The 20,736-nt window shown below is 67.1% G+C and carries 23 protein-coding genes; 8 read left to right on the top strand and 15 right to left on the bottom strand.

What is annotated here, in order from left to right; all coding sequences use genetic code 11:
- Positions 1-3 precede the first annotated feature (3 nt).
- The 3 genes from EV652_RS31800 to EV652_RS31790 all read right to left on the bottom strand — a co-directional run bounded on the left by EV652_RS31800 (position 4) and on the right by EV652_RS31790 (position 3,674).
- A complete protein-coding gene (locus EV652_RS31800; protein WP_132212976.1) occupies positions 4-1,044 on the bottom strand; it encodes a hypothetical protein in 1,041 nt (346 codons plus the stop codon).
- An 11-nt stretch (positions 1,045-1,055) separates the two neighbouring features.
- Positions 1,056-1,565, bottom strand: a complete 510-nt coding sequence (locus EV652_RS31795) for a SigE family RNA polymerase sigma factor (protein ID WP_132212975.1) — start codon at positions 1,563-1,565, stop codon at positions 1,056-1,058.
- A 66-nt stretch (positions 1,566-1,631) separates the two neighbouring features.
- The gene (locus EV652_RS31790) at positions 1,632-3,674 is read right to left on the bottom strand and encodes a HelD family protein (RefSeq protein WP_132212974.1); all 2,043 of its coding nucleotides are present in this window, start codon (positions 3,672-3,674) and stop codon (positions 1,632-1,634) included.
- Between the two features lie 188 nt (positions 3,675-3,862).
- Here EV652_RS31790 and EV652_RS31785 point away from each other — a divergent pair, with 188 nt between their 5' ends.
- Positions 3,863-4,798, top strand: a complete 936-nt coding sequence (locus EV652_RS31785) for a nucleoside hydrolase (RefSeq protein WP_132212973.1) — start codon at positions 3,863-3,865, stop codon at positions 4,796-4,798.
- Positions 4,799-4,845: 47 nt separating this feature from the next.
- Positions 4,846-5,199, top strand: a complete 354-nt coding sequence (locus tag EV652_RS31780) for a hypothetical protein (RefSeq protein ID WP_132212972.1) — start codon at positions 4,846-4,848, stop codon at positions 5,197-5,199.
- A gap of 5 nt (positions 5,200-5,204) precedes the next feature.
- On the opposite strand, the gene EV652_RS44225 is transcribed toward EV652_RS31780, so the two are convergent.
- On the bottom strand, positions 5,205-5,630 hold the full coding sequence (locus EV652_RS44225) for a DUF302 domain-containing protein (protein WP_158441320.1): 426 nt from the start codon (positions 5,628-5,630) through the stop codon (positions 5,205-5,207).
- Positions 5,631-5,825: 195 nt separating this feature from the next.
- On the opposite strand from EV652_RS44225, the gene EV652_RS44220 reads away from it, so the two are divergent.
- The 3 genes from EV652_RS44220 to EV652_RS31760 all read left to right on the top strand — a co-directional run bounded on the left by EV652_RS44220 (position 5,826) and on the right by EV652_RS31760 (position 9,956).
- The gene (locus EV652_RS44220; protein WP_158441318.1) at positions 5,826-6,839 is read left to right on the top strand and encodes a hypothetical protein; all 1,014 of its coding nucleotides are present in this window, start codon (positions 5,826-5,828) and stop codon (positions 6,837-6,839) included.
- A gap of 311 nt (positions 6,840-7,150) precedes the next feature.
- A complete protein-coding gene (locus EV652_RS31765; protein ID WP_132212969.1) occupies positions 7,151-9,280 on the top strand; it encodes a DEAD/DEAH box helicase in 2,130 nt (709 codons plus the stop codon).
- Positions 9,281-9,296: 16 nt separating this feature from the next.
- Positions 9,297-9,956 carry a VOC family protein gene (locus EV652_RS31760; protein WP_158441316.1) on the top strand — a complete coding sequence of 220 codons (660 nt, stop codon included), beginning with the start codon at positions 9,297-9,299 and terminating at the stop codon, positions 9,954-9,956.
- A gap of 17 nt (positions 9,957-9,973) precedes the next feature.
- Here EV652_RS31760 and EV652_RS31755 read toward each other — a convergent pair whose 3' ends face one another.
- The 3 genes from EV652_RS31755 to EV652_RS31745 all read right to left on the bottom strand — a co-directional run bounded on the left by EV652_RS31755 (position 9,974) and on the right by EV652_RS31745 (position 12,212).
- The gene (locus EV652_RS31755) at positions 9,974-10,468 is read right to left on the bottom strand and encodes a GyrI-like domain-containing protein (RefSeq protein WP_158441314.1); all 495 of its coding nucleotides are present in this window, start codon (positions 10,466-10,468) and stop codon (positions 9,974-9,976) included.
- Positions 10,469-10,587: 119 nt separating this feature from the next.
- Positions 10,588-11,589: an NADP-dependent oxidoreductase gene (locus EV652_RS31750; protein ID WP_132212966.1), complete on the bottom strand. Its 1,002-nt coding sequence runs from the start codon at positions 11,587-11,589 to the stop codon at positions 10,588-10,590.
- 41 nt (positions 11,590-11,630) lie between these two features.
- On the bottom strand, positions 11,631-12,212 hold the full coding sequence (locus EV652_RS31745) for a TetR/AcrR family transcriptional regulator (protein WP_132212965.1): 582 nt from the start codon (positions 12,210-12,212) through the stop codon (positions 11,631-11,633).
- 140 nt (positions 12,213-12,352) lie between these two features.
- Here EV652_RS31745 and EV652_RS31740 point away from each other — a divergent pair, with 140 nt between their 5' ends.
- A complete protein-coding gene (locus tag EV652_RS31740) occupies positions 12,353-13,213 on the top strand; it encodes an alpha/beta fold hydrolase (protein WP_132212964.1) in 861 nt (286 codons plus the stop codon).
- Between the two features lie 137 nt (positions 13,214-13,350).
- On the opposite strand, the gene EV652_RS31735 is transcribed toward EV652_RS31740, so the two are convergent.
- Complete coding sequence (locus EV652_RS31735) at positions 13,351-13,872, bottom strand: DUF1889 family protein (RefSeq protein WP_132212963.1); 522 nt, start codon at positions 13,870-13,872, stop codon at positions 13,351-13,353.
- Positions 13,873-13,892: 20 nt separating this feature from the next.
- The gene (locus EV652_RS31730; protein WP_158441312.1) at positions 13,893-14,465 is read right to left on the bottom strand and encodes an HdeD family acid-resistance protein; all 573 of its coding nucleotides are present in this window, start codon (positions 14,463-14,465) and stop codon (positions 13,893-13,895) included.
- A gap of 162 nt (positions 14,466-14,627) precedes the next feature.
- On the opposite strand from EV652_RS31730, the gene EV652_RS31725 reads away from it, so the two are divergent.
- Positions 14,628-15,008 (top strand): SHOCT domain-containing protein, encoded by a 381-nt coding sequence (locus tag EV652_RS31725; RefSeq protein ID WP_132212961.1) that lies wholly within the window; start codon positions 14,628-14,630, stop codon positions 15,006-15,008.
- Positions 15,009-15,080: 72 nt separating this feature from the next.
- Here EV652_RS31725 and EV652_RS31720 read toward each other — a convergent pair whose 3' ends face one another.
- Complete coding sequence (locus tag EV652_RS31720; RefSeq protein ID WP_242002128.1) at positions 15,081-16,574, bottom strand: DUF2252 domain-containing protein; 1,494 nt, start codon at positions 16,572-16,574, stop codon at positions 15,081-15,083.
- Positions 16,575-16,716: 142 nt separating this feature from the next.
- Between EV652_RS31720 and EV652_RS31715 the strand changes: the two genes are divergently transcribed.
- Positions 16,717-17,256, top strand: a complete 540-nt coding sequence (locus tag EV652_RS31715) for a potassium channel family protein (RefSeq protein WP_199238497.1) — start codon at positions 16,717-16,719, stop codon at positions 17,254-17,256.
- An 18-nt stretch (positions 17,257-17,274) separates the two neighbouring features.
- Here EV652_RS31715 and EV652_RS31710 read toward each other — a convergent pair whose 3' ends face one another.
- The 5 genes from EV652_RS31710 to EV652_RS44215 all read right to left on the bottom strand — a co-directional run bounded on the left by EV652_RS31710 (position 17,275) and on the right by EV652_RS44215 (position 20,390).
- Entirely contained in the window at positions 17,275-18,864 is a 1,590-nt protein-coding gene (locus EV652_RS31710; protein WP_132212960.1) for an MFS transporter, read from the bottom strand.
- Positions 18,865-18,947: 83 nt separating this feature from the next.
- A complete protein-coding gene (locus EV652_RS31705) occupies positions 18,948-19,262 on the bottom strand; it encodes an SHOCT domain-containing protein (protein WP_132212959.1) in 315 nt (104 codons plus the stop codon).
- A 1-nt stretch (position 19,263) separates the two neighbouring features.
- Positions 19,264-19,719 (bottom strand): DUF6325 family protein, encoded by a 456-nt coding sequence (locus EV652_RS31700; protein ID WP_132212958.1) that lies wholly within the window; start codon positions 19,717-19,719, stop codon positions 19,264-19,266.
- A gap of 127 nt (positions 19,720-19,846) precedes the next feature.
- Positions 19,847-20,140 carry a hypothetical protein gene (locus EV652_RS31695; protein WP_132212957.1) on the bottom strand — a complete coding sequence of 98 codons (294 nt, stop codon included), beginning with the start codon at positions 20,138-20,140 and terminating at the stop codon, positions 19,847-19,849.
- Positions 20,127-20,390 carry a DUF8691 family protein gene (locus EV652_RS44215; protein ID WP_158441310.1) on the bottom strand — a complete coding sequence of 88 codons (264 nt, stop codon included), beginning with the start codon at positions 20,388-20,390 and terminating at the stop codon, positions 20,127-20,129. The genes EV652_RS31695 and EV652_RS44215 overlap by 14 nt, the downstream gene beginning before the upstream one ends.
- Between the last annotated feature and the right edge of the window lie 346 nt (positions 20,391-20,736).

The raw sequence follows: 20,736 nt of genomic DNA, 5'->3' as shown, positions 1-20,736 counted from the left end.
AGGTCAGGTCTGAGCGATCACTTTCACCGCTTTGCCTGACTTGTCGTAGCCGGTGATCTTGTAATGCGGGTCGGAGCCCTTGAAGGATCGGTTCAGCCAGGCGATGGCGTACCAGCCCTCGGTGACCGTGACCTCGTGGACCTGCGGATACCCGGTCAGCTGGATCCGGACCTTGGTGATGTTCGACGCCACCCGGCCGTACTCCAAGGCGTACCAGCCCTTGCAAGGTGTGCCCGGACAGTAGGCACTGCCGCTGCTGCCGGCGCGCAGTTCGGCGTACTTGGTGCCCCCGGGTACGACGGGGTCCGAATCACCGAGAGCGTTCAGCGTGAGGAAGACCGAGCCCGAGCGACGGTTCATCATCGAGGTTTCCGCCGACGGGTCGAGAAGACACGAAACAGCCTTGGTACCGGACGGTGACACCGCCACCAGGCTGGTGGCGAATCCCTTCGTCTGGTCTACCGCCGTCACGCGCCAGTTGGTCAGGTCGACCCACATGTGCACAGAGCAGTTGCGCAACTGTCCGGCGGTCGTGGTCGGCATCGGATCCCGCCTGGCCGCCGCGATCAGCTCGTCCGACGGCTTGTCACCGCCGGGAATCGTGCACTCGAGGAACTTCTGGCCCACCGCTGTCTCGTACTCGACAGTGCGGCCCGCGGTCAAGATGCCCCGGCCGAGCGGACGTGTGTACTCCGGGTAGCGCAGAGCGCACCGGCGCTCCGCCTCCTCCTTGGACAGCTTCTGCCCCGCGGACTCCTCGCCCCTGGGAACGCCCGGGACCGGCTCGAAGGACGAGTTCGCCTGGGCCGCATCATGTCCTCCGCCCGCAACGGGGCTTCGATCGGCGGCGTCGAGATTGGGCAGGACGCCGGCCGCGACGGCCACTGCGGCGACACCGACCACAGTCCCACCGACGGCGAGAATTTTGCGGCGACGCCTCCCCCGGCGGCCGCGCTGGAGCAGCACCGCCGTGTCGAACGGATCCAACTGCTCGGCTTCGGCGAGTCGATGCAGTTCGGCACCGACGTCCCGCACATCGTCCATCTCGTTCTCCTTCATGAGGCGCAACTCGTTCGCCGCGCCCGGTCGATGGCCTGCCGGAGAGTCTCGAGGCCGCGCGCCGCCTGGCTCTTCACCGTGCCCTGCGAGCAGCCGAGGATCTCCGCCGTCTGCTCGACCGACAGATCCTCGTAGTACCTGAGCACCACACAGGCCCGCTGCCGGGGACCGAGCGCGCGCAACGCGTCGAGCACCTCGTCCCGATCCGCGTGACCGGCGGTGAAGTCGTCGGGCTGGATCCGTTCCGGCAACTCGGCGATCGCCACCTCGCGGCGCCACGGTCGCCGATGACCGTCCTGGGCCGCGTTGACGACCATCCGGCGGGCATACGCGTGCGGGTTTCCCACGCCGCGCACCTTCGGCCAGGCCAGGTACAACTTGTACAGCGCGTCCTGGACGACGTCATCCGCCTTGTGCCGGTCTCCGCAGACCAGGAAGGCGGTCCGCCGTAACGACACGTTCATCGCCTCGACGAACTCGACGTACTCCCGGTCCCGATCTGCCATTCGCGCCTCCCGCTCTCCTTGTCCCCCTCAAGACGGATGGTCCGGTCACCGAGGTTGCACGGCACCTCAGGTCAAGGCGGCGGGCAGGGGGTCGGCATGGATGATCTGGAGGCGGCTGACGGCGCGGGTCAGTACGACGTACAGGCGCTGGAGGCCGCGTGGTTCGGCCGCGACGATATGGGCCGGTTCAGCCACCACCACCGCGTCGAACTCCAGGCCCTTCGCGAGCGTGGCCGGTACGCAGACCAGGCGCGTCGTGTCCATCTCCTCCTCGGTCTCTCCGAGGAGGGCCGGCTCGAGGCCCGCGGCGGAAAGCGCGTCCCGCAGGCGTGCGATCTGGTCGTCAGCCGCGATCACTGCGACCGAGCCTTCGCCGGCGAGGGCGGTCCGGCAGAACGCGACGAGCGTGTCCGGCAAGGAGACCGCGTCGGTCTGCACGATGCTCAGCGAATCGGCGACCGTACGGACCCCGCGCGGCACACCGAGCGTGGGTGCGATCTCCGGCAGCAACCTCGCCGCGAAGTCGATGATCTGATCGGGCACGCGGAAACCCCGATCGAGCTCGGCCACCACGCCGTCCGTCTTCTCGAGGTGATCGAGCACTCGATCCCACGAGCCCGCGGCCCACGGGGTCGTCGCCTGGGCCAGGTCCCCGAGGACCGTTGCCGAGCCGGTCCGGCAACGCCGACCCAGCGCGCGCAACTGCATCGCCGACAAGTCTTGCGCCTCGTCCAGGACGAGATGGCCGAGTGATCCGGTACGGCGTTCGATCAGGTCCTCGAGCTCATCGAGCAACACCGCGTCCGCGCCCGACCACTTCGCCGACTTCCACGAGCGCGCCGGCTTCTGCCAGAGCAATGCAGCGCGTTCCTCCGCGGTGAAGTCGCCGGCCACCTGTGCCAGGAAGTCGGCATCGGCGAGGAGTCTGTGCAGCACCTGCTCGGGTGTGACACGCGGCCAGACCGCGTCGACCAACTGCTTCACCGGCTTCGAGCGGGCCACCGCGTTCTGCACCCGGTCGTCCGGCGACTCGCCGCGCCGCTCCATCAGCACCAGTACGGCGTGCGCGATCCGCTGCGCCAGTGCATTCCGACCCGGGTCGTACCGCGTCGACCCGCGCAAGGCCGACACGATGTCGACCAGCTCGTAGTCGTGGACTCGGTACCGCTGAGAACCCTTGCTGTAAAGGATTCCTTCGGTCGGCGTACCGACGTACGACCACAGAGCCCGTTGCAGCACACCGGCCATCCGCGCGTCGCCCTTGACCCGCGCGGCCTCCGATTCGTCCGACGCCGCGGCAGGCAGGCTGATCAGCTCGTCGATGGTGATCTGCCGTACGTCGACCTCGCCGAGCGCCGGCAGGACCTTGCGGATGTACGACAGGAACGAACGGTTCGGCCCGACGATCACGACACCGCCGCGGCTCAACCGCTCCCGCTCGGTGTAGAGCAGGTAGGCCACGCGGTGCAGGCCGACGGCCGTCTTGCCGGTGCCGGGCGCGCCCTGCACGCAGACGCTCGGGTGCAGCGGCGCCCGGACGAGGTCGTCCTGCTCCGGCTGGATCGTGGCGACGATGTCGCGCATCGGCCCGGTGCGCGGCCGTTCGATCTCGGCACGCAGGAACCGGTCGGCCTGATCGGCCTCACCGGCTCCGATCAGCGGCTCGTCCTCGAACCCGGTCAGCTCAGCGGTATCCGAGAATCCGTAGCGACGCCGCAGCAGCACCCGCTGCCGGTCGCTGCGGGTGGCTCGATAGAACGGCACCGACACCGGCGCCCGCCAGTCGATGACGAGCGGCGCACCGCTGCCGTCGTGCACATGCCGACGGCCGATGTAGATCTGGTCGAGCTCCTCGATCGTGCCGGCCTCGTAATTGAGCCGCCCGAAGAACAGCGGTACGTCGGGCATGTCGACCAGAGCCTGGGTCCGCTGCTGATGGGCGCGGGTGCTGGCCTCGTTGGTGAAGCGCTCGTCGTTGTCCTCGCCACCGATCATCGGGACCTCGCGGCCCTCGACATCGCGGTGCATCCGGGCCAGCGCCTCGCGGGCCTCGGTGAGGAAGGCCCGTTCGGCCTCGAGTTCGGCAGGGATCAGTGCGGATTCGACCATCGAAAGGAGCCTCGACTCGGTGTCAGGTGTACGAACGACGGACTGGCGGCAATCGACAGGGTCCCGCCCCGGAGACCATCCGGTTCGTTTCGATCCTTCACGCAGTGCAAGAAGCCACCCGAAAAGACAGGCCGGGGACGTTACCAGCGCCCCCAGCGGCCCGCCACTGATTTAACTAAGCTACGCGGATGGCGATTCCGGTGCTGCTCGACTGCGATCCCGGCCATGACGACGCGATGGCGTTGCTGCTGGCAGTCGCCGATCCGGCGGTCGAGCTGCTGGGCGTGACGACGGTGGCCGGCAATCAGACGGTCGAGAAGTGCACGCTCAACGCCCGCCGGGTGCTGTCGCTCGCCGGTGTGTCGCACATCCCGGTCGCCCGCGGCGCCGATCGGCCGCTGGTCCGCCCGCTGCGGATCGCCGACGACGTCCATGGCGAGACCGGCCTGGACGGTCCACTGTTCGAGGGCGACCCACAGGTGCCGGAAGCAAGCACCTGTGCTCATGAACTGGTGGTCGACGTACTGACGAAGCACGATGCGCCGGTCACGATCGTGGCGACCGGAGCGTTGACGAATGTCGCCACGCTGCTCGCCGCTCGTCCGGACCTGTCCGGCCGGATCGATCAGCTCGTCTGGATGGGCGGATCCACCGAGCGCGGCAACGTCACGCCGTACGCGGAGGCGAACTGCTTCGTCGACCCTGAAGCGGCCGATCAGGTCCTGCGATCGGGCGTCCCGTTCACCATGTGCGGGCTCAACGTCACCCACCAGGCCTTGGTGACCGATGACGTGCTGACCGCGTTCGCCGGGATCGGTACTCCGCTGGCAAGCATCTGCGTCGAGTGGATGACGTTCTTCGCCTCGACGTACAAACAGTTGTGGGGAATGACGGCGCCACCGCTCCACGATCCGGTCGCGGTCGCCAGAGTCATCGACCCGACGATCGTCCGCTGTGTCGACGCCAACGTGATGATCGAGACCGAAGGCACCTGGACCGCCGGCGCCACCGTGGTCGACCTCCACCGCTACACCGGCCGCCCATCCAACGCCCAGGTCGCGGTGGAGCTCGACCGAACGGCCTTCTGGACCAGGCTCGTCGACGCCGTCACCCGGATCGGCTGACTAGCTGTCGTCGGCCGGGGTACCGGGCGTGCCGGAGGTTGCAGACGATGACTGTGAAGCTGAACAAGACCGCGTTCGACCACGCGAAGAGCCTCGTCCGCAAGGGACAGACGGCCATGGACGAACGGGACGACTGGAGCGAGCACGCGCCGACCGCGGACCAGGAGAACTCGTACCTGGACAAGCACGGATGGCGCGAGTACGGCCAGTGGTACCTCGGCATCGACACCGAGATGGACGAGGAGACCAAGGGCCACTACAAGTTCCCGTACGGCGACTTCCGGCGGGTCCATCGGTGCGGCGTGATCAGCGCCGAGTCACGTGCCGCCCAGAACGACTACGACGACATCACCAAGGCCGTCAAGGAACTCCACGAACTCCTTGACGGCGACCACGCCTGACGCCGTCAGGGGCTCGTGACCTGTGCTGTCACTGCATCGACGGTGGACAGCGGGCCCGCTTGGTCCGGCTCGAGGTTGTAGCGCTTGGACAGCCATGCGGGCTTGAGATAGGTCATCCAGACGGTGCCGTCGTCGTCGGACCACACCAGGATCTTCGTCGGCAGGTCCAGGGCGGCGAGCGGCGCCGCGGCCATGGTGGCCACATCCTCCGTTGGATTACCGAAACCCAGCACCTTCGTGTCACGCAGATCGACCCCGGCTCGGTGTGCCTCACCGCTGTGGTCGACCACGAAGTACACCATGCCGCCCGCACCGCGGATGGCCGCCGAGAGCCTCAGAACGGTCTCGGCCACGCTCACCTCGCTCCGCTTGTGGACGACACCAGTCGTCGACCGCACCCCGGCCGGACCGGCTTTCTGATCGGTCGTCATTTCGTACCTCCACCCGTAAGCAGCTGACTGCTTCTCCAGCCAGAGTCGAGCACTGGGCGCCCGACGTACAGGGACCAGCACAATTGGTGACGCACCGTCACGCCTGGTGACGTGCGACTTCGCGGACCGGAATGCGGGTTTGTTCACCCCAGCGAGGGATCCGCGAGCGGTCTGCCGAGGCGGAGACTCGGGGTCGTGGGGTTCTTTCGGAGATGGCCAGAGTGGATCGGCCGGGCCGTTCGGGTCTGGTCGATTCTGTACGGCGTCCTCGCGGCGTACTGGCTGATCGGCGGCCGGGCAGGATTCCCAGTCGCCGACGTCAAGGGCCATCCGCCGGGAGGGACACCGGTCGCGATTGCCATCGCGCTTGTACTTCTCCTCGGAGCAGTTGTAGCCGCTGCCTCGGTTGGCTCGACCTCGAGAGTGGCCCAAGTTGGGCTCAGATTCGCAACCGCAACAGCGCTCCTCGGCACCTTCGGCCTGGCGCTCACCGCTGTCGGCATCGTTGCCTCCGGAACCATCGAGAGACCGCTCGCACTCGGGAGCCAACTGCTTGCCCTCGTCGGCGCGTTCGCGCTGTTCGCGGCCGCCCTGGCGCAGACACGCCGAAGCCGCTCGCGATGCCCACGGTGCGGCGGACCGCATCCGTTGCCGCCGAAACCCGACATGCCGCTGGTACGGCGTACGCCGCGAGCCGCATCCAAACGGAGTCGAGTCGCCGGATGCGTGTTGCTCCTGGGAGTGGTGCCGTGGGCAACAGTGAAGTTCGTCTGGGGGCTCGGCGGATCGGCGCTCGGCGTGACCGCCGCCGAATGGCACACCACCTTCGATCAAAGCACCACCTCCGGTCTGAGCCGGATCCTCGAACGGGCCGGCCTGGACATCACCGTGCTCGCGTCGCTCGCCGGCGCCGTACTGGCGATCACTCTGCTGAGCCGCCCGCGGATCCCCCGCTGGCTCCTGCTCACGCCCGCCGTGACCGGAGCCACGAGCCTCGCCCTGTACGGCGTCCCGCTCGCGATCTGGGGCACCGCCGTACTGGCCGGCCTGACCCAGCCGGCCGGCGACCCAGCGCCGTTCAGCCCGACCGGACAGGCTTGGATGATCACCTTCGGCGGCCTCGCCTTCACCGGCCTCGGTACGGCGTTGGCCATCGGCGCGCACTCGTATCACCGCCGCAGCAAACCGACCTGCTCGCTCCCCCGCTGACGCGCGCGACGGGGTGCGTGGATGACCCTCTGGCCGACTGTGGCTAAGATTGAGTGAGCACCGTACGTCGGCAACGCCTCTAGCGACGCCGATCGCGCCGCGACGGCTGCGCCGCGAGCAGGAACTCACGGCCCTTCACCAGTGGGCGTCCGTCCCACCCCGGTGACGGGTCCCGCCGGAATTCCGCATGTCGATCGCTCGCAGGTGACCGCCCGGGAGAACCGGCCGGGGCATCTCGTCGACGGGGTGCAGCTGTGCGGTGTTGCGTGCCGCCGTGACAAGGATGTCGCGGTAGTTCAGAGGAGGGGATCTTGGCCCAGCGAGGCCGGCGTCAGTCCGACGCTACCCGTAGTACTACTGCCCGGCGTCGGCGTCGTGTTCGCGACGTCGAGGTCGAAGGCCTGATGCCGGTGCTTGCCCGTGCCGTGCGGGAGGTCGAGGGTGCCGTCGAACGCTCGGCGGTGCGGCCTTCGATCCGGACGAAGTTCCAGGTCATCGCCCTGTTGGTGCGCGAGGAGCGGGCCCGGGTGAACTCGGACCCGGCCGCCGGCGACACCTACCGCGCCGAGCAACTCCGCCGCCTCGACGGGATCGCGACGATCCTCGCCAAGACCGCGGCTCTCGAACCCTCGCTGCTGGCGCTGCTCGCCGAGGACGCTGTCGTGTCCGCGGCGGCCACCTCGCTGAAGCGCGAGATGCTGGAGTCGGCCGGTGTGGAACCACCTGACGAGGAGCCGACCATCAAGGCGCCGACGGCCGCCCCGCCCACGAACCAGCGTCAGGTCGTGCCGCAATCGGTCGTCTCCCGGCAGCTCGCCAATCCCTTCCTCGCTCCCGACTTCAGCTCCCCCGCGCCCCGCGAGCCACAGGCGCGGCGCCTGGCCGGCTGGGAACTGATCGGCCCGCTGCTCAAGTCGTTCGAGTACGCCACCGCCTCGTCGACCAAGACCCTGCCCAACCCCACCTCCCTGCGGTCAGCGGCCGGCGTGGACCTGATGCCACACCAGGCGCGGCTGGTTGCCGCTGCCGCGGCCGGCCATCGGACGTTCCTCCTGGCCGACGAGCCCGGCCTGGGCAAGACCGCTCAGGCCCTGCTCGCCGCTCAGGCCGCCAACGCTTACCCGCTGCTGGCCGTCGTACCGAACGTCGTGAAGACCAACTGGGCGCGCGAGGCCGGCCTCTGGACTCCGCGCCGGGCCGCCACCGTGATCCACGGCGACGGCGACACGATCGACGGCTTCGCCGACATCGTGGTGGTGAACTACGAGGTGCTCGACCGGCACGTCGGCTGGCTCGGCGAGCTCGGCTTCCGCGGCATGGTGGTCGACGAGGCGCACTTCATCAAGAACAAGAAGTCCCAGCGGTCGCAGAACGTGCTGCGACTGTCCGAGCGGATCCAGAGCCGGACCGGGCGTCCCCTGCTGATGGCGCTCACCGGTACCCCACTGATCAACGACATCGAGGACTTCACCGCGATCTGGCAGTTCCTGGGCTGGATCGACGAGAACAAGCCGGGCGCGGCCCTGATGGAAGCCCTCGAGGACAGCGGTCTGACGCCGGCGGATCCCGGGTTCTACGCGGCCGCCCGCGCCAGTGTCATCGACCTCGGCATTGTCCGCCGTCGCAAGGTCGACGTGGCCGCCGACATCCCGGCCCGACGCATCGCCGACCTGCCGGTCGAGCTCGACGACGCCGCCGGCCGGTCCATCCGCGACGCCGAGCGCGAGCTCACCAACCGGCTCGTCTCGCGCTACCAGAGCGCCCTCGCGACGCGGGAGTCCGGCACCGTCGTGGATGGAATCGACCACGACCTGGTACGGCGGGTGGCCGGCTGGGAGCGGGCCGATCCCGACTCGAAGACCGGCGAGAACGTGTTCAGCCTGGTCCGGCGGATCGGCCGCGCGAAGGCCGGCCTGGCCGCGGACTACGCCGCGCAGCTCGCGCACAACGTCGGCAAGGTCGTCTTCTTCGCCCGGCACATCGAGGTGATGGACGCCGCCGAGAAGCTCTTCGCCGAGCGCGGTATCGCCTACTCCTCGATCCGGGGTGACCAGACGCCGAAGAACCGGCAGAAGAACATCGACGCGTTCGTGAACGACCCAGAGGTCTCCATCGCGGTCTGCTCGCTGCTGACAGCCGGCGTTGGCATCAACCTCCAGGTCGCGTCGAACGTCGTACTCGCCGAGCTCTCCTGGACCAACGCGGAGCAGACCCAGGCGATCGACCGTGTCCACCGGATCGGCCAGGAAGAGCCGGTCACCGCGTGGCGGATCATCGCGGCCCAGACCATCGACACCAGGATCGCCGACCTCATCGACTCCAAGGCAGGGCTGGCCGCCAAAGCCCTGGACGGTTCCGACGAGGAGCTCTCGTCCTCGGCCGACCTCCAGCTCGAGGCCCTGGTCACGCTCCTGACCAACGCCTTGTCAGCCGCTGGGTAAGCGCTATCCTCATCAGGTGATCTACGAGCTGAACCATGTCGGTGGTCGGGTCAGGGACTTGGATGCGAGCCTGGCGTTCTACGCCGGGATCGGCGCCGAGGTGGTCGATCGGTTGTTCATGACCAGTAGCCGGGTCAACCGGGTGCACGTGCAGATCGCTACCGGTCTGGTGGAGCTCCTGCACAACGAGGATCCGGATCCGGAGGCCAGCTACGGGCTGAACCATGTCGGGTTCATGACCGACGATCTGGACGCGGACTACGCGCGGCTGATCGGGCTCGGGTACGCCGAGCTCTCGGCGCCCAGGACGGCGAGCAGTGGGCAGGGCAGACTCGCGTTCCTCGCCGACCCGAACGGCGTACGGATCGAGCTCCTGCAGCGGTCGGAGGAGTTCCGGGTTCCGCCGATCGCTTCAGGTCCGGTACGGCGCTTGTCGTTCATCGCACTGGCCGCACCCGATCTCGACGCGGCGATCGAGTTCTACGGCACGCACCTCGGCATGGAGCGCGTGGAGTCCGACCAACCCACATTCCGGATCGGCGACGACGCTGTCCGACTCTGCGAGTCATTCCCACCAGCAGCCACCCCGATCAACCACCTCGGCCTGCTGGCGACCGAACCCCGTCCGGACACCCGCGACCCGGACGGCAACCGGATGGCGTTCGTCCAGTCCTGAGAGTTGCCATCGGCAACTCAGTCGGCGATGCGGAAGTTCAGTTCGACCTCCCACTTCGTCTTCCGCGGTTCGGTGCGGGGATCGGTGCGGAACGCCTCGTACCTGCAGGCGAAATGGTCGCCTTCGGCAACATCCCACCGATCGAAGGCGATGCCTTCTGCGGCGGCCCACTCGATGAGGGCACGGTTCGCGCGGAGAGAGTGGTTCCGGTAGGTCAACGTCGCGTACCGCCCGGCCAGGAGCGTGGCCGGCTGCACGCGACCATCACCGGCAAGCGGGCCCGGGGTGACCACGCCCACCTCCATGTCCATCGGACCGCTCATGTCGATCACGTGCAGACGAAGGAAGAACAGGCCGACGTCGTCGATGCCCTGATCGAGGAGCCAGGCGCTGAGCGCGTCGATCAGTTCGTTCCGGGTGCTCAACATGCCGCGGAACGGCGTGACCACGCGGATGCCGAGATAGTCCTGCTCCGGCCGCTCGACAACACGAGGCGGTTCGAGTAGATCCATCCGGTCCTCCCAGTCCGCAGGTCGTCCCAGCATCAGGCCTGCCACAGTGTCAAGGTCAAGACGGCCCGCCGCGGTCATCGGAAAGAAGTTGCCACTGGGCGGCGCCGATCTTCCGGAAATCACCTCATCGTGACGATGACCTTGCCTTTTGTGCGGCCGCTCTCGACGTAGGCCAGGGCTTCTCTGGTGGACTCGAAGGGGAAGGTCCTGTCCACGACCGGGCGGATGGCGCCTTCGTCGATGAGTGGGGTGATCTTGCGCAGTTGGTCTCCGCTTGCCTTCATGAAGAGGAACGAATAGTTCACTCGACGGCGTCGCGCCTGCTTCCTGATGCGGTAGCTCAGGAGCGTCATGGCGAGCCGCAGGAACCACGACGCTCCAAGCTCGTTCGCGAAATCCGGATCAGGTGGACCTGAGATCCCGATGACCGTCCCGCCGGGCCGGAGGACCCGGAGAGACTTCTCGAGGGTGTCTCCTCCCAAGGGGTCGAGTACGACGTCGTAGTCGTGCAGGACTGTTTCGAAGTCTTCCTGCTTGTAGTCGACGATCACATCTGCACCGAGGCTCCGCACCAGGTCGATATTGGCGGTGCTGGTCGTCGTTGCCACCGTCGCGCCGAGATACTTGGCCAGCTGGATCGCGGCTGTGCCCACGCCGCCCGAGCCCGCGTGGATCAGAACCTTCTGTCCTGGCCTCACGTTCGCTCGTTCGACCAACGCCTGCCACGCCGTCAGCACGACCATCGGAAGCGACGCGGCTTCTTCCATGGTGAGTGACTCAGGCTTTGCCGCCAGATCGCCTTCATTGACCGCGATGAACTCCGCAAAGGTACCGATCCGGTCCTTGTCGGGTCGCGCGTAGACCTCGTCGCCTGGCGTGAACCGCTGCACACGAGACCCGACTTTGACGACGACTCCGGCCAGGTCGTTGCCCAGGATCAACGGCAGGCGGTACGGCAGGATGAGCTTGAACTCGCCGTCCTTGATCTTGGCGTCGATCGGGTTCACGCCGGCGGCATGGATCTCCACGAGAACTTCGTCGTCCCGCAGTTCGGGAACCGGCATGTCGGCGGCCCGGAGCCCGTCCCTGCTCTTGTAGCGATCGATGATGAATGCCTTCATGATGTCGTCGTCTCCGATTGGCTGTGAGAGCAGGCGATGGCTTAGTCGGTGGTGTCGAGGAGGGTGAGGGCGTCTTGGATGCCTTGGTCGAGGACCTGGTCGGCGAGTTGGCGGTCGGACAAGGCGCGGGATAGCTGCATGGTGCCGACCATCAGGGCATAGACACTGAGCGTCTTCGCGCGCGCCGACTGTGGGTCGTGCGGCGCCAGTACGGCGGCGATGTGGTCGATGAATGCCAGCACGCCGTCCGTGTAGGCCTGCTTGGTCGTAGCCGGGCAGCGTCCGATCTCGTCAAGGAGAGCGGCAGACGGGCAGCCCTCTTCAGGGTTGTCGCGGTGAGCGGGTGACAGGTACTCGCGCACGATCCGCTCGACCCCGGCGCGGTCGGTGGCCGTGCCGCTGATCCACTCGCGCTGCCCGCGGAGCTGATCGCCGACGATCGTCGCCACCAGATCATCCTTGGACTCGAAGTGGGCATAGAAGGCGCCATTGGTCAGCCCGGCGTCCGCCATCAGCGTCGAGATCCCCGAGCCGTCGATGCCATCACGCTTGAACCGACGGCCGGCGGTCTCGGTGATTCGCTGCCGCGTCGCCTGCTTGTGTTCCTTGCCGTACCGCGCCACCTGTGCCTCCACTCGCTCCGGGCCATCTGCACCGATTGTATTACGGCCATAAGCCCTTGTGGAACCCATAATATTATGATCATACTCTAAACACCAGCGCGACTGCGCCAGCAGCTGTGCACCCGACAGAAGGAACCGACATGAACGAGTCACCAGCCGTGCGCGACAACGTGACGACGTCCTGGCAGGACGCCCCTACGCGCAGGCTCTCCGCAGCAGGAGTTCAGTTCGCCTACCGAGAGCTCGGCCCGAACACCGACGTACCAGTCGTCTTCCTCACCCACCTGGCCGCCGTACTCGACAACTGGGACCCTCGCGTCGTCGACGGCATCGCCGCGAAGCATCGGGTCATCACCTTCGACAACCGCGGTGTCGGCGCCTCCAGCGGGTCGACGCCGACGACCATCGAAGAAATGGCCAGGGACGCCGTCCTCTTCATCCGCGCCCTCGGCTTCGATCAGGTCGACCTGTTCGGCTTCTCCATGGGCGGCATGATCGCCCAGGTGATCGCACACGAGGAGCCGCAGCTCGTTCGCAAGCTGATCATCGCCGGAACCGGCCCGGCCGGAGGCGTCGGCATCGACAAGGTCACCCGGATCTCCTACCTCGACACCGCGCGCGGCTTGCTGACCCGTCAGGACCCCAAGCAGTACCTCTTCTTCACTCGGACGCCGAACGGCATCCGAGCCGGCAAGGAATTCCTGGCCCGGCTGGAGGAGCGCACGAACGACCGGGACAAGGCCATCACCGTGCGCGCGTTCCGCGCCCAGCTGAAGGCCATCCACCGCTGGGGACTGCAGAAGCCTGCGAACCTCGCCACCATCCACCAGCCGGTGCTCGTCGCCAACGGTGAGAGCGACAAGATGGTCCCCACCACGAACAGCTTCGACCTCGAGCGGCGAATCCCCAACAGCCAGCTCGTCATCTACCCCGACGCCGGACACGGCGGCGTCTTCCAATTCCACCAGGACTTCGTCCAGCGCGCCCTGGAGTTCCTCTGAGCCCACGCTGGACTTTCGTGGGGTTCCTTCAGCGGTGCGACAGGCATGATCACGGCGGTTCACCGCTCGTGGTCAGCCTGCCTCCCCGAACGCTGCAAAGTTGCTGCACACCGGCTGAGCCGCTGTGGTCGCCGCTGTCAGAACTTGGCGTTGACGTTCTGAGTCAGCTGGCGGAGGTCCCAGGCGGCAGTGCCGCGCCAGTTGAGTTTGAAGGCTGCTGCCATCAACTCGTCGGGATCGAGCAGGTGACCTGCTCGGCGTAGCTCGATCAGGCCGTCGGCCACCCAGGTTCGGTCAGAGGGATGTGCCAGTCCGGTGCCACTGTTGATCAGGTCGGTGAACGACTGCATGGCCGTCCAGACGGCGGGATCACTGACGATCTCGTCACTCACGGCGATGGCCGGGCCTCCGAGGCATTCGGGCCGGAACGCACTGACCCACGGTTTCAGGCCGCTGTGTGCGCCGACCACGACGATGGCCGTGGCCTGGCTGACCTCCTCCGCCTCCGCCAAGGACTTCAGATCCGGCGCGCAGACGAGGACGGGACCTCGGAGCGCGTGCGCGAGCACCCATCCGAGGGCGGTGAGGACGCCGTCGGCAAGACGAACCGACGAGACCACGTAGCTGCGCTCGAGATGGCGTTCCGCTTCGATCATCATGGCTGCCGTCACTGGCGGGCTCAGGCTGTGGCCGGGTCGGCAGGGTCGGCGGGGGCCGGCCAGGCGTGTTCGCGACGCTGCATGAAGCCCATCACGACGAAGATCACGCCCCAGCACAGTGCGATGATGCCGAGCCAGACCGCGATACCGACTGCACCCCGGCCGGGGTTGGCGACGAAGAACACGCCCAGCAGGATCGACAGCGCGGCACCCACGAGGAGTAACCAGCGTGGTGTGAGTCGGTAACTGCTGAAGGCCGTGAAGATCTCGAACAGACCGCGGATGATGAGCCAGATGCCGAGGAACCACGTCAGCGTCTCGGCCGTCACGCTCGGGCTGAAGATCGCGAAGAACGCCACGATCAGCGCGATGACCCCCAGCACCGCACGCGCCAGGCGGCTCCCCTGCGTCGAGGACTGAAACGCCTGGACCAGCAGGCTGATGCCTTCGGCCAACACCCAGAATCCCCACAGCAGCACCAGCGCGATCGCCGTCTCGAGCGGCCAGGCGATCGCCAGGATCCCGAACACGATGCCGATCGCCCCGCGGACCACCAGCATCTTCCAACTCGACGTGAACTGCTCCCGATCCATGTCCCGACCTCCCCGGCCTCCGCACAGCAAAGGTTGCGCGATCAGCCTCATGATTCTCCGGATCGGGGCGCTGAAGATCATCCCGTGGAGGTGAGGAATGCCCGTTCGCGAAACGCCAGGGTTGCTCCGACGCGATTTCGCGCTCGCAGAAAGGACGCTGCAATGAGTTTTTGGGACGTTGTGTGGTTCATTGTCATCACCTTCGCGTTCACCGCCTACCTGATCATGTTGTTCTCGATCGTGGCGGATCTGTTCCGCGACCGCGAAACCTCGGGGCTGGTCAAGGCCGTCTGGCTGCTCGCTCTGCTCTTCCTCCCGCTGCTCACAGCGCTGGTCTACGTCATCGCGCGCGGCCGCGGCATGGCAGACCGGATGGTCAGCAGCCATGTTGCCGCCCAGAAGCAGCAGGAGGCCTACATCAGGCAGGTCGCGAGCCCGGCCAGTCCGACCGACCAGATCGCCCAGGCCAGCGCGATGCTCGACAAGGGCACCATCTCGCAGTCGGAGTTCGACACCCTCAAGGCGAAAGCACTGGCCGTCTGACGTGTGGAACGCGCCGGCGAGCCGCTGCCTGTGGTCCAGGCGGCGGCTCGCCGGCGTGTTGGATGCCCTGGGCTACAACCCGCTCTCGGCCTGGAGACGTCCGCTGTTGATGGCGTCGACGAACGCCTGATAGTCCCGTTCGTTCTGGTCTGCGTACGCCTCGGCGTACTCGACCATCGCCTCGGGGAAGGCGTCGTCGCTGTTGAGGTAGGTAGCCAAGGCGATCCGGTCCCCGGTGCGGGCGTGCGCCCTGGCGAGGGTCCAACCGCAGAGCTGGCCGTACATCGTCATACCGCGCGGGTCCTGCTTCTCCACGACGGCCGAACCTTTCATGTCGCGCAACTGCCGCACGTAGAAATCCCGAACCTGTCCATCGATGCCTTCGACCCGCTGCCAGCCGAGGAAGATGTCACTGGCCGCCTGCATCAGACGTTGGCCCACCACCACGCGCTCCCCCTCGTTCCTGGGCGCGGACCGCTGCCTGAGCGCCATCGGCACGTGTCTCCTGAGCACCGATCGCCCGGCCTCCTTGACCTGCAGGAAGAGCGGATCACCGTCGTCTCTACCGCGCAGCAGCACGATCCAGCATCGCGTACCGACGCTGCCCACCCCGACCACCTTGCGGGCCATGTCGACGAACTCGAATTCGTCGAACAGCGCCCGCCGTTCGTTCGACAGCGTCCGGCGGTAGAGGGTCAGCAGCTCTTTGATCCCGGTCTCGAGCTCCTCCCGGCCGGCGTCGGGCAGGATATCGCCGATCGGCACGAGCAACGGCGGATCGGCCTTGATCCGGACTCCGTCGTCGGTCAGCTCGGTGAGCTTGGAGTATGCCTTGAGATTTCCGCTGCCGCGTGCCTTGAGCAAGGCCTGGTCGACGTTCTTGCGACGGCTCGAGCTCATCTTGTTCTGCAACGCCTCCTGGACCTCTTCGATGTCGGCGCGGGCGTACCAGACGTCGAGAGTGCGCATGGTCCCGAACTCGGCGCTGGCATCGCGATAGCGTCGTACTGTCTCCAGGACGCACTTGCGCCGCTCTTTCCGCGAGAACCCGTTCCCCCGGCCCGCAACCGACAGGCTCGCGGCGAGACGTTTGACGTCCCACTCCCACGGACCGGCGGTGGTCTCGTCGAAGTCGTTGATGTCGAAGAGCAGTCGCCGTTCGGGAGATCCGAAGAGCCCGAAGTTCGACAGGTGGGCGTCACCGCACAGCTGCGCCCCGAGGCCGGACACCGGCCCCGCGCCGAGGTCGATGGCCATCCCGCGGGCGTTGCCCCGGAAGAAGGTGAAAGGCGACAGCATCATCCTGCCGTGCCGCACCGGCACAAGTTCCGGAATACGGGACCGAGCCTGCTCCTCGATCAGCGACACCGGATCCGGACGGTTCGGGGGCAGCACCAGCTCCCCTTGCTCACGCGGCGGCAGCGTTCTCCGTGCCGCGAGTCCCCGGCGGGCCCGATCGGACGGGGTGAGATGACGGGCAGCGGACATCGGTCCACCGTTGGCGTGGGCCGCTGTCCTGACGATCGTGGCCGTCGGCGCCTCCACGATCGTGCTTCGTGCGGTCATACGGCCTGCCCCCTCCGGTCGTGGACGAGTCGCGTCGTCCGACTCAGATCAGTGAGATCCCCAGCCAACACCGAAGGGCGCACGAGCAGCATCACCCCCGCTGGATGAACCGACGGTGAACAGTTGGGGCTTCACTGAACCTGTGACAGAGCCTGAGGTCAGCTACCACCAGCTCCCCGCACGGACCCGTCGTCGACTCGCCATCGCGTCGCTGCTGCGCTCCTTACTGGTGTCCGTGGTCATCGTCACCGGGTATTTCCTCCTGCCCATGAGCCGCCTCGACGGACCCCTGGCCGTAGCCCTCGGCTGCGGGCTCGCCGTCGTGGCGGTCTTGTTGTGGTGGCAGATCCGCGAGATCGCTCGCTCGCCGTACCCCCGGATCAGGGCGATCGGCGCGCTGGCGACCTCGGTGCCTTTGTTCCTCGCGGTCTTCGCCACCACGTACTTCCTGATGGGACGTGCCGACCCGGAGCACTTCTCCCAGCCGTTGAGCCGGCTCGATTCGGCGTACTTCACCGTCACCGTCTTCGCGACGGTCGGCTTCGGTGACATCGTGGCTGTGTCACCAGCAACCCGCGCGGTCGTCACGATCCAGATGCTCGGTGATCTCGTCATCGTCGGCCTGGTCGCCAACGCACTCCTCGGTGCCGTCCAGCACAATCTCAGTCGTCGGCAGGGATGAGCCCTGCCGGGTGGCGGTCTAGTCCGCCACCTCGAGGTCAGCCGACGGCGGCCGATCCTCCAGTCGCCGCATCCGGAAGGTGTTCGCCAGCCCGGCAAGACCGGCGAGAATCGGAATGCCCAGTGCCACCTGCAGGGCGATCGGTCGCGCGGTCGTGTTGATGTGGATGATCTCCGCCCGAACCTGCTCCGGTTGCTTGGCGAGCTGCTCCTCAAGCGCGGTGTTGGTCATCACTTCCGCATCGTGTTCCAGCGCTTGGGCGACCTGCTGCTGCTCGGCCGGCGAAAGGACTGTGCTCGACTCCGCCTGGTTGGTGAAGCTGAACGACAGCGTTGCCAGCATGATGGCGCCGGCGAATGCCAGCCCGAACGACAGTCCGAACGAGCCCGCCGCCGAGTTGACGCCGGCCGCCTCGCTGACGCGTTCCGGAGAGATCGGCCCCAGCGTGTAGTTGTTGAGCTGGGACACCAGCAGACCCAAGCCCACCCCCGCGGCGACCAGAGGTGCGGCGAGGGCCCAGCCGGATTCGGCCCGGGGCACGATCGGGATCAGCACCGCCAGGCCCGCGGTCAAGAGCGTGAATCCCCACCTGATGAGGCTGCTCGGGCGTCGCGCTCCCAGCTTCTTCTCCGCGAGGATCGCCATCCCGAACATGCTGAGCGAGAGCGGCGCGAGGGAGAGGCCGGCCTGCATCGCGTCGTACTCGAGGACCATCTGCAGATAGATCGGCAGCGCGATCATGGTGCCGCCGAGCGCGATCTGCTGGAGCATCTGCTGGGAGATCCCGAACCTGAAGACATGGGAGCTGAAAAGGCCCGGGTCGATCAGCGTCGGCCGGCCCCGGCGCTTGCGTCGCACCAGCCAGTAGACGAACGCCGCCATACAGATCGCGCCGATGGCCAGGATCAGGCCGACGTACTCGCCGCCTTCCTGCCACACCAGGATGCCCGACACGAGGCCGCCCATGCCGAGCACCGACAGGATGGCACCGCCCACGTCCACCTCCCGGGGCCCCGTGTACGGCGCGTCGTGGATGAGGCCCTGGCCGGCGAGCACGATCGCGATCACCACGACCTCGAGCAGAAACGCGACGCGCCATGACAGGTAGGTGGTGATGAAGCCTCCGAGCAGCGGCCCGACCGCGGCAGCCAGCGCGGCGGCGGCTCCGACCAGGGCGTAGGCCTTCACCTGAGCCCGTCCTTCGAAGTTGCCGTGGATCAGCGACTGCATGGCGGGCAGCAGCAGCGACGCCCCGAGACCACCAATCAGGGCCCAGAAGACGATGATCGCGGTCAGGCTCTGAGCCAGTGCCATCGCCAGGGCGCCGACCGCATAGCCGAGCAGACCCAGGATGTACGCGCGCTTGCGCCCGAACAGATCGCCGACCTTGCTGCCGATCAGGATGAAGGCCGCGGAGACCAGCGCCTCGAGCGCGATCGCGGACTGGACACCGCTCACCGTCGTGTCGAGATCATGGACCACCGCGGAGATCGAGACGTTCATCAACGAGGTGTCCACGACCAGCACGAACATCGCCATCGCCAGCAGGATCGCGAGCTTCGGACTGGCCTTCGTCCCAGCCGGAACGCTACTCGCTCCTTCGGTCATGACACCCGCTCCTGTTCCTCGGGCAACTGGTCAGGAGATGGATGCCTTCCTCCCGGAGTGCCATGGTGCGTGCGACAGCGATTTCAGCCGGCGAGGATCTTGGCCTTCTGCGCCTCGAACTCCGCCTCGGTCAGAACCCCAGACTCCTTCAGTTCGCCCAGCGTCTTGAGCTGGCTCAGGCGGTCGGCGGTCGCCGCGGGCGGCGGCGCGGCAGGTGCCACAGGCGCGGGCGCCGCCTCTGCGGTCTGGTCGGCGTACGCCTGCTCACGTTTGACTTCTGTCTGGGCGTCCCTGTCGGCCATCTTGGCGTCCTGGCGACGCCGTACCCGCCCACTGACGGCGGTCGCCGTCCCCGCGACCACCGCGGTTCTCGCGATTCCACGCAAAAGTCCAGGCATGTCAGCCTCCTGAGGTCGTCGCTTCCAGGGTTTCCAGGGCGTCGAGCACTGCCATCACGTCCTGCGCCGGAATACGCCCGCCGGCGATCAGGGTGCCGCCGGACTCGAGGGCCGCGGCCACGAACGGGATCGCCCAGGTGTTCTCGTAGACGATCAGCGCGGCCAACGTGCCCGGCTGCATCGCCCCGGCCGCCTCGCGGAGGTCGTCGTCGGCCAGGAGTCCCGTCCGGGCGCCTTGAAGGTCCGCGAAGCCGCCGACCTGACCTGACGACTCGGCCAGGTCCACCGCGTAGCCGACGCCGTCGGCATCCTTGCCGACGATCATGATGTCGTAGACATGGATGATGCCGCGCTCGACGAGCTGCACCAGCTCCTCGGCCGCTCGACCGGTCAGCCGATTGCCGGTGAACTCGAGCAGTACGTAGTCGATGGGCCCGTGAACGTCTGCGTCTGACATGACTCTCCATCCCCACCGCGCCGTCGATCCTCGCGGCGCTACTTTCTGTCTGCCGCCACCTTGCCGTGGCCGGCAGATCGGGTCATCACCCGCACCGGATGAGCTCCGATGCCCACGGTTGTCAGCTTCACCGGTCGCTCGAACCGCGGCCGGCAACGAGCGGCTGTCTGCGGTGGAGAGGCACGACACCTGGCCGCGCTTCCCGCTGGGTCACCTTCCGGATGCTCAGAATCATCAGGTTCGCTGCCTGCACCATCGCCGCGATGTCGGCAATGTCCTGATCCTCGCGGACCCGCACCTGGAAGACACCACAGGTCAGATCCTGGGCCGGGTGCCGCAGGCAGAACGCGAGGACCGCGGGCTTCAGCTCGCCCGCAACGACGACCTGGTACGACGAGTCGTGGTGCTCAGTTGTTCTCATCGTCTCCCTCTCCCGGTCCGAGCGGAATCGCCTCGGTCGATGCCGAAGATTCCGGGATGCGTCGAACCTCCACGACCTCGATGCCCAAGGCCCGGAGTCTGGCCAGCAGCCCATAGAGCGCGGACTGGTCCGGGATGCCGTAGAGGACGGTGTTCACCTGATCCACCGCGAGGACCTCCGCGCCCATATCCCGAAGATCCTGATCCGGTACGGCGCCCGCCACGCGAATCTCGTACGTCGCCTCGACCATCGATCCACTCCGTTCGGAACGCCGTGTATCGACGGTTGCAAAGGCGGGGTGACAGGGCTTCATCCCTGCGGGGTGAACTGCACACCACCGGACGCGGCACGTCCGGTCGAAGAAGGTGGCAGCTGTGGATCTACCGAGTTGCTTCAGTGTGGAAATTTTCCGGCAATCGGACGCAAAACGCTGGTTTTAAAGGCAAATCCGTGGTGTCGTCGATATGCGGACTTGCCGCGCACCCCGCCCCAACGCGACCGGCCGTGCTGTTCGATCGCCCGGGAGGGGAAATGCCTGGCGACCACCATGCAGGAGGACATCGGGGACGGCGATCGACGCCGACGGGACTCGGGGA

The sequence above is a fragment of the Kribbella steppae genome (assembly GCF_004342025.1).
Lineage (GTDB): Bacteria > Actinomycetota > Actinomycetes > Propionibacteriales > Kribbellaceae > Kribbella > Kribbella steppae.
Note: the sequence above shows the minus strand (reverse complement) of the source record. Positions and strands in the feature narration are given on the sequence as shown.

What these genes read in the sequence shown, in the direction of transcription:
- EV652_RS31800 (WP_132212976.1), bottom strand. Translation starts at nt 1,044, where the DNA reads ATGGACGATGTGCGGGACGTCGGTGCCGAACTGCATCGACTCGCCGAA.
- EV652_RS31795 (WP_132212975.1), bottom strand. Translation starts at nt 1,565, where the DNA reads ATGGCAGATCGGGACCGGGAGTACGTCGAGTTCGTCGAGGCGATGAAC.
- EV652_RS31790 (WP_132212974.1), bottom strand. Translation starts at nt 3,674, where the DNA reads ATGGTCGAATCCGCACTGATCCCTGCCGAACTCGAGGCCGAACGGGCC.
- EV652_RS31785 (WP_132212973.1), top strand. Translation starts at nt 3,863, where the DNA reads ATGGCGATTCCGGTGCTGCTCGACTGCGATCCCGGCCATGACGACGCG.
- EV652_RS31780 (WP_132212972.1), top strand. Translation starts at nt 4,846, where the DNA reads ATGACTGTGAAGCTGAACAAGACCGCGTTCGACCACGCGAAGAGCCTC.
- EV652_RS44225 (WP_158441320.1), bottom strand. Translation starts at nt 5,630, where the DNA reads ATGACGACCGATCAGAAAGCCGGTCCGGCCGGGGTGCGGTCGACGACT.
- EV652_RS31755 (WP_158441314.1), bottom strand. Translation starts at nt 10,468, where the DNA reads ATGGATCTACTCGAACCGCCTCGTGTTGTCGAGCGGCCGGAGCAGGAC.
- EV652_RS31750 (WP_132212966.1), bottom strand. Translation starts at nt 11,589, where the DNA reads ATGAAGGCATTCATCATCGATCGCTACAAGAGCAGGGACGGGCTCCGG.
- EV652_RS31740 (WP_132212964.1), top strand. Translation starts at nt 12,353, where the DNA reads ATGAACGAGTCACCAGCCGTGCGCGACAACGTGACGACGTCCTGGCAG.
- EV652_RS31735 (WP_132212963.1), bottom strand. Translation starts at nt 13,872, where the DNA reads ATGATGATCGAAGCGGAACGCCATCTCGAGCGCAGCTACGTGGTCTCG.
- EV652_RS31730 (WP_158441312.1), bottom strand. Translation starts at nt 14,465, where the DNA reads ATGGATCGGGAGCAGTTCACGTCGAGTTGGAAGATGCTGGTGGTCCGC.
- EV652_RS31725 (WP_132212961.1), top strand. Translation starts at nt 14,628, where the DNA reads ATGAGTTTTTGGGACGTTGTGTGGTTCATTGTCATCACCTTCGCGTTC.
- EV652_RS31720 (WP_242002128.1), bottom strand. Translation starts at nt 16,574, where the DNA reads ATGACCGCACGAAGCACGATCGTGGAGGCGCCGACGGCCACGATCGTC.
- EV652_RS31710 (WP_132212960.1), bottom strand. Translation starts at nt 18,864, where the DNA reads ATGACCGAAGGAGCGAGTAGCGTTCCGGCTGGGACGAAGGCCAGTCCG.
- EV652_RS31705 (WP_132212959.1), bottom strand. Translation starts at nt 19,262, where the DNA reads ATGCCTGGACTTTTGCGTGGAATCGCGAGAACCGCGGTGGTCGCGGGG.
- EV652_RS31700 (WP_132212958.1), bottom strand. Translation starts at nt 19,719, where the DNA reads ATGTCAGACGCAGACGTTCACGGGCCCATCGACTACGTACTGCTCGAG.
- EV652_RS31695 (WP_132212957.1), bottom strand. Translation starts at nt 20,140, where the DNA reads ATGAGAACAACTGAGCACCACGACTCGTCGTACCAGGTCGTCGTTGCG.
- EV652_RS44215 (WP_158441310.1), bottom strand. Translation starts at nt 20,390, where the DNA reads ATGGTCGAGGCGACGTACGAGATTCGCGTGGCGGGCGCCGTACCGGAT.